Origin of the sequence: Spartinivicinus poritis, from assembly GCF_028858535.1 — a bacterium.
In the GTDB taxonomy this organism is placed as follows: domain Bacteria; phylum Pseudomonadota; class Gammaproteobacteria; order Pseudomonadales; family Zooshikellaceae; genus Spartinivicinus; species Spartinivicinus poritis.
In genome coordinates this window covers 1-6141 of the sequence record NZ_JAPMOU010000107.1, presented here as the reverse complement: position 1 = coordinate 6141, position 6141 = coordinate 1, and the positions used below count along the sequence as shown (strand labels likewise).

Genomic DNA, 6141 nt, shown 5'->3' with positions numbered 1-6141 from the left:
TTATACCTTCTCAATCAAATTGCCATACTGTTCAAATATACAGCAGCTAATGGCTTAGGTATAGTGATAATTAGGAATATTTTTGAAACTTATGTTGAAAAGAACAAACCTTTGGCTGTTTATTTTTCAAAAAAATTTATTCAGGATAGTCCTATGTTTTTAAGCAAATTTAACAGTCTTGTACCTACCTGTATTTAACTTAATATTCAACTCTAGGCAAGCATACTTAGGTTTTATAAGCCCAGGTTAAATTGTTCCAAGTGAAGGCAAAGACTTATTTTTTTATAAAAATGGCATAGAAAGCTGTGAGCCTAAAGATGGTGACAAAGCGAGGTTTAACAGAAAGGCCCATGTGCTGTTAGTGTAGTATGCTAACAATTAAAAAAGCCACTTTCAACGAAGTGGCGATATATTGCGTAAAGTATAGTATGCCAATACCCATTGCTGCCATGATGATGCACTTGACCAGCCAATGCCTCATGCCATAGCAGCAACAGATACGCTATGTATAGTTGATTACTGGGATTTTACAATGAAAATAAATCCAACTGCTGCTACATTGCGTGAAGAGTGAAGGTATGATCTAAAGACAGCAGCGGCTCTTTAGTAGTATAGCTCAATGCAACCTACTCATCGTCAAAGTCGCTAGTCAAATACAACAGATCATGTAACGACAGGGCTTGTTCGTTGTAGCCTGGCCTGGCCTTCAACCCCTCCCCTCTGGAATGTTAGCGAAACCGACTCGATAGCAATCATTCTTTGCAACTCCCTAGTGAATTCATCAAATGGTAAGGAAAGCTCAACCATTCGCCTTAGCGTTTCATCGACAATCAGCCATGACCATACTTCACTGCTCATTATATCAGCCTGCACTCTTATCTGACTCACTAGTTGGTAGTCTGTGTCGAGAATAAGCCTATACTCCCGAACTAAATAACTAATGCACTCAACTCGTTCATCTGCCTCAAGATAAAAATCTTTTAACTTTTCTGGTATAGCCATCGACCTTCCCAGTTTAGAAAAGACTACTCTTAATAATACACTTCTATGCGCCAGTAAAAGCAGTATGACTGAAAATATCGAAGATTTAGTTGCTCCCCAGCAAGAGCATCGCCGGTTTGTAAGACGAGATGTCAAATGGAAGGTAGTCATTAAAGACAAAGCAAGAAACATTATTGTTGATGCTATGACTATCAATGTTTCAGAACAAGGCACTTTGATTGCAACAAACGAAGCTTTCAAAAAGCAACAAATCTTTCCCCTGATGATACAAGCACGCATTCAAGAAAAAAAACTTAAAATATACACAATGGCTGAAGTACGACACATAGTCATAAAAAAAGACTTCTTTCAGCTTGGTGTGTTATTCAAGCAAATTAGACCTAATGACCAAAAACTTTTATCAAGGTTTGCTGAAAATATTATTTAATCATCCACCAGCAAACCCAGGGTTTTACGGTCAACCTCCCGCATTACCCCATCATCTGTTTTCTGCCTCAGGAACTGGCTGACAGTTGATCAAGTAATTTTTTAATCTCTCTGGCTTCAAAAAAGATTTTTCCCTTATCTGAAACAGAGTGTACTTCAGGTGTAGGACAGCCCTTTACTGGTCTGCCTTCTTTTATACACTGTTTAAACTCTGTAATGCGCATATTCAGCAACCTGGCGGCATCTTCAATACCGATAATCTGCGACCAGAAATCAGATACTCGGCGGTTGTGATTACCAACACAATTACTGACTTTTTTGGCGGGTTGTGTATCTTGCATTGTCGTTGATATCACCGTCGTAGTTATAGAGCCTATAGGCTGCTAAGCAACCAGATATACTTAAACCACCGTATTTTATACGGTGTTTGAGTAAAGGTGAACAAGTAACACCTTGCACTTTTTTGGCTGTTTCTCTGAACACTCTGTTAATAAAGGGCTATAGCCTGTGACAGGGTCACAAGCTATATGTCCCAGTCACTTTTTAACACCCCAGCTTCATACAATTTATCTTCACAAACCTTAATGGTCTCAGATAAGTCTAATGGCTTACCTGGCTCCCCAAAAGCTTCGCTTAGCCGCTTTAATGCGTGATAACCCTCGCTCTTTAAATCAATACTATATTTTTTCGCTCCAATTGAACTCTTTTTCGTTTTCTGTCGCTTATCATGTTGCCGGATAGCATCTCTCATTCGCTTCCAGTGTTTAGGCAGCAGATAGCGTTCACACCACTGATGCAATGCCTCAACTTTCTCATGTTTATCACCACTGAACCCATCGTATAAGCACAGTCTAAAATTCAGTACAGGATCATCAGCAATGCCATGGTCTTTTATTTCACTGCGTAAGCTACCATGTTTGTATTTACCACCCTCTTCAAGCTTTTTGTTTAGGTAATCATAAGCAGTCCTATAGTTGCTTATATTGACTCTGAACGGTTCATTTTGCTTTGTCTTTTTCATTGCAGCCAACCTGTGACCCTGTCACAAGCATTTTCTACTTAAAAATCAGCTAGTTATCTCATCATACTAGCTTGTTACTTCACCCTGCCATATCCCCTGACTTCTCATTGCCAGTGACATCTTACAAATCGACCTAAAAACCACCAAAGAATTCGGAATTTAAAAATGAAAGATTAAAGTATTGAGTATTTGTTTTATCCACTTAAGATAGTTTTTGACGAAATAAAATTAATAGGTAAAGAACATCACCATGTATGACTTTTATTTTAACTACTGGTTGCAGGTTTCATATCTGTTTAAGAAGCCTGTCAGCTTCAATGCCTGGTCAAATTAAAATAATAGGAAAAATTATTTAAAAATAGCTTCTTATTGGCCTGAAAATATGGTTTTTGCGATTTTTTTAGCGAAAAATAGGCAAGACGAAACCTAGCATTTTACCACTATGGATTTTTTTTACTAAAAAATAACCTACCAATTAAATAATAATAGCTAACAAAAATGTCGTAGGTTAATCATCGTGTAAGCAATGGTTTTTAGCGCATAATGCTGATGGCTCAGGTGCTCAAATCGAATTAATAACCGCTTGAATTTATCCTCCCAGCCAAAAACTCGCTCAATGGTGAAAAAGCGTTCTAAAAATAGTCTGGGTTCAAATAGGCGTTTCCTACCTCGCTTAGTGCTTTTTCGATTTCGCTGATTTTCTGGAATATTCAGCGTCATGCCGTGGTTGAAAATCATCTTTCGATTGGCACGGCTATCGTAGATACTATCGAGGCTCATTACGGAGCCGCTTAGTTGAAATCCTACCGCTTTGGCTATACGGCGTAAGGGTTGAAAAGCCTGTGGAAAAAGAGGGCATTCATTTTGATTGCCAGGCGCTGTGACAAATGGGGCTACGACATTGCCATGACGATCACAGAAAGCCACCACCTTATCGCCTTTTAGGCGTTTATGGCCACTGTATCCAATACTATCGCCCCTTTTTTTGCGGCCGTTGTTGTTCCATACTGGTATCCAGCAGATTATTCTGGTAGAGGCGGTGTACTGAATACTCAAATATTTTATTAACCTTTCCCAATGTTGGAAGACTCTAAAAACACGGGTGTAGTGTATTTCTGGTTTACCACTGGCGTCTTTTTCAATAAAGAGCTCCTTCCACTGACAGCCGGTATAGAGAAAGGAAAGAATGTAATTAAATAATTTGTAAAATGAGAGTGCCGTTTTCGGTCCACGCTTCCCATTGGAGAGGTGCGGCAAGATAAATTCATCGAACTGGTCTTCGGTCAAACGCGTCGGAATCCCTCGCCATTGCTTACTTTGCGTCATTTAGCTCGTCTATCCTGTTGTCGTTTTAGCAAAATGAGGCATTTTACATTAAACCCAGATACAGCAAGTGCTGGCAGACAAATTACGCGGCCAAATTAACTAGCAACCAGTAGTTAAACTCAACTAGATATGCCCCACTGTTTAAGTTGATATAATCCTAAAGTCGGGTGTCCGTTAAATAGGGGGAAGATCAAAGCCTAAATGTAGACTAAACTTCTACTAGGTTGACATATAAAAAGTACTAGGAAATAATGCATGCTTAAAAAGATATTATTACTGATATTTCTTTATTCTCTTTCCCAAGTGGGATTTTGTGAAGGTGAAGAATGCCGAAAAGAAGTTATGCTTGGCTCTTCAGGTGATTTATATGAGCCTGTAATTGGCCAACATTGTTATTCACCAAATAGGCCGCCACCAAAAGCAAAAAAATCTAAATCTAGCGATATGATTTATAGCCTGGGAACGAGAGAAGGAGAAAATGCAGCCTCGAAACATGCTCGCAAATTATTCTTTGAACAAGTAAATAATACTCTACAAACCAATGGGGTTCAAGCGTTTATTGATGCTGCATTTGTTGATATTTCACGAAAGGGACTTGATCCTAATATTATTAATTATGTAAATTCAAATAAAAGTGAGTTGTTGAACAATATTTTAATGTATCAAAAAAAATATGGGAAATTGTTATCTGTTTATAATGAAAGCTATGAGTACAAGGTTACTCTAACTTTCATGAATGCCTTTCTTCCATCAATGGGGTATGAAACAGATATTCATTATATATTAAAAGAGCCTCAGATAAAACTTAAGAAAATCTACCTTAATAAAATACCATGTTTACTTGACAAACATAGGCCAGTTGAAAGCGAATTAGCTAGACATATAATTGGTTCATGGAAAGTACCCAAAGAACAACCTAATTTCATACATCGTGATATAGCTGCAAAAACTACTATAGTAATAACATTTAATAGAGAAAATAGGTTTGAATATTATTTATATTATACAGGTATACATACTAACATCTTTCGTAACTTAGCACCTCCATTTGACAATCTTAATCCGCCTCATAGCCTTGAAATTAAACGTACTGGAGAGTGGAAAATTAAAGACCGAAGTACAATAGTATTAAGCATGAATCCAGCAGCTCATCCAAAAAGCCGCTTTGAATCATTCATACTTCTTTATGACATTGCAGGCAAATCAGATTTTTACGTAATAAAAAATACAGAAAAAAACCTATTAAATACATGTAGGAAAGGGAAATTTACTAGAGAGTACTGACTTTCATCTACACATAATAGCCAATTTTTAGCTGTCTTACAAATATCTGCTTGATTCAATAAATAATTTCCCTTGGAGCACTTATTATTCTGATAGTGCATAAAGTTGTTCAGTTGGCGATAAATTTTCACGATATTATTCTTTCATTCTACTGGTTGCGGGTTTCGTGTTTGTTGAAGAGACCTTGCAGCCTCAGTGCCTGACCCAATCAAAATAATAGGAAAAATTAAGTAAGCCTGGTTTATTATTAGCCTGAAAAGCTATTATTTGCGATTTTTTATTGAAAAAATACATGACTGTCCCTAGCATTTTGTCACTATGGCATTCATATATTAAAAAAATAACCTACGGATTAATTAATATATTTCAGCAAAAATGTCGTAGGTTAATCACTGTTTTAAGCGCATAATGAAGTTTGCTAATACGCTCAAATCGAATTAATAAACGCTTGAATTTATCCTCCCAACCGAAGACACGCTCAATGGTGAAGAAGCGTTCTGTGAAAATTTTTGGTTCAAATACACGTTTCCTACCTCGTTTGGTGTTCTTACTGTTTCGCTGGTTTTCAGGGATATTAAGCGTCATACCGTGGTTGAAAATCATCTTGCGGTTGGAGCGACTATTGTAGATACCATCAAGGCTCATGATCGAACCTTTTAGTTTGAAACCCATCGCTTTGGCTATGGTGCGTAAAGGTTTGAGAGCATGTGGAAAAAGAGGGCTTTCATTTTGGTTCCCTGGTGCTGTCACGAAAGGGGATAAAACATTACCGTGACAATCACAGAAAGCGACAACCTTATCGCCTTTTATACGTTTATGGTCACTATACCCAATATTATCTCCCCTTTTTTTACTGCAGTGGTTGTCCCATCGCCCGTCTACTCAACGCCTATCTTTTAGATAGAAGTATTTACTGTTAGTCTTTTCTCCACTTTTGTTGTTTAAGGAAAACATTGTGGCCTATACGCTTCAAATCAAACGCCAAGAAACACCCATAATGCTTAAACTCGGTTCCGAAGTTTTTTTAGATTGACATAACTGCTAATTTATTCATGCAGCCGCTCTGTATTTTAATGACTCAG

General features: G+C 37.5%; 7 protein-coding genes and 1 pseudogene. 3 read left to right on the top strand and 5 right to left on the bottom strand.

Annotated elements, in window-relative coordinates:
• Positions 1 to 198: hypothetical protein (locus ORQ98_RS28680; RefSeq protein ID WP_274692257.1), on the top strand; the 198-nt coding region annotated here is incomplete at its 5' end.
• Positions 199 to 663: 465 nt separating this feature from the next.
• On the opposite strand, the gene ORQ98_RS28675 is transcribed toward ORQ98_RS28680, so the two are convergent.
• Positions 664 to 1002, bottom strand: a complete 339-nt coding sequence (locus ORQ98_RS28675) for a hypothetical protein (protein ID WP_274692256.1) — start codon at positions 1000 to 1002, stop codon at positions 664 to 666.
• 64 nt (positions 1003 to 1066) lie between these two features.
• Here ORQ98_RS28675 and ORQ98_RS28670 point away from each other — a divergent pair, with 64 nt between their 5' ends.
• Complete coding sequence (locus tag ORQ98_RS28670; RefSeq protein ID WP_274692255.1) at positions 1067 to 1429, top strand: PilZ domain-containing protein; 363 nt, start codon at positions 1067 to 1069, stop codon at positions 1427 to 1429.
• Between the two features lie 67 nt (positions 1430 to 1496).
• On the opposite strand, the gene ORQ98_RS28665 is transcribed toward ORQ98_RS28670, so the two are convergent.
• The 3 genes from ORQ98_RS28665 to ORQ98_RS28655 form a co-directional block, all read right to left on the bottom strand.
• A complete protein-coding gene (locus ORQ98_RS28665; RefSeq protein ID WP_274692254.1) occupies positions 1497 to 1769 on the bottom strand; it encodes a hypothetical protein in 273 nt (90 codons plus the stop codon).
• 182 nt (positions 1770 to 1951) lie between these two features.
• Positions 1952 to 2449 (bottom strand): hypothetical protein, encoded by a 498-nt coding sequence (locus ORQ98_RS28660; RefSeq protein ID WP_274692253.1) that lies wholly within the window; start codon positions 2447 to 2449, stop codon positions 1952 to 1954.
• Positions 2450 to 2938: 489 nt separating this feature from the next.
• Positions 2939 to 3736: a transposase gene (locus ORQ98_RS28655; RefSeq protein ID WP_274692252.1), complete on the bottom strand. Its 798-nt coding sequence runs from the start codon at positions 3734 to 3736 to the stop codon at positions 2939 to 2941.
• A gap of 294 nt (positions 3737 to 4030) precedes the next feature.
• On the opposite strand from ORQ98_RS28655, the gene ORQ98_RS28650 reads away from it, so the two are divergent.
• On the top strand, positions 4031 to 5059 hold the full coding sequence (locus tag ORQ98_RS28650) for a hypothetical protein (RefSeq protein ID WP_274692251.1): 1029 nt from the start codon (positions 4031 to 4033) through the stop codon (positions 5057 to 5059).
• A 366-nt stretch (positions 5060 to 5425) separates the two neighbouring features.
• Here ORQ98_RS28650 and ORQ98_RS28645 read toward each other — a convergent pair.
• Positions 5426 to 5905: pseudogene (locus ORQ98_RS28645) on the bottom strand (transposase); the annotation flags it as partial.
• Positions 5906 to 6141 lie beyond the last annotated feature (236 nt).

What these genes read in the sequence shown, in the direction of transcription:
- ORQ98_RS28675 (WP_274692256.1), bottom strand. Translation starts at nt 1,002, where the DNA reads ATGGCTATACCAGAAAAGTTAAAAGATTTTTATCTTGAGGCAGATGAA.
- ORQ98_RS28670 (WP_274692255.1), top strand. Translation starts at nt 1,067, where the DNA reads ATGACTGAAAATATCGAAGATTTAGTTGCTCCCCAGCAAGAGCATCGC.
- ORQ98_RS28665 (WP_274692254.1), bottom strand. Translation starts at nt 1,769, where the DNA reads ATGCAAGATACACAACCCGCCAAAAAAGTCAGTAATTGTGTTGGTAAT.
- ORQ98_RS28660 (WP_274692253.1), bottom strand. Translation starts at nt 2,449, where the DNA reads ATGAAAAAGACAAAGCAAAATGAACCGTTCAGAGTCAATATAAGCAAC.
- ORQ98_RS28650 (WP_274692251.1), top strand. Translation starts at nt 4,031, where the DNA reads ATGCTTAAAAAGATATTATTACTGATATTTCTTTATTCTCTTTCCCAA.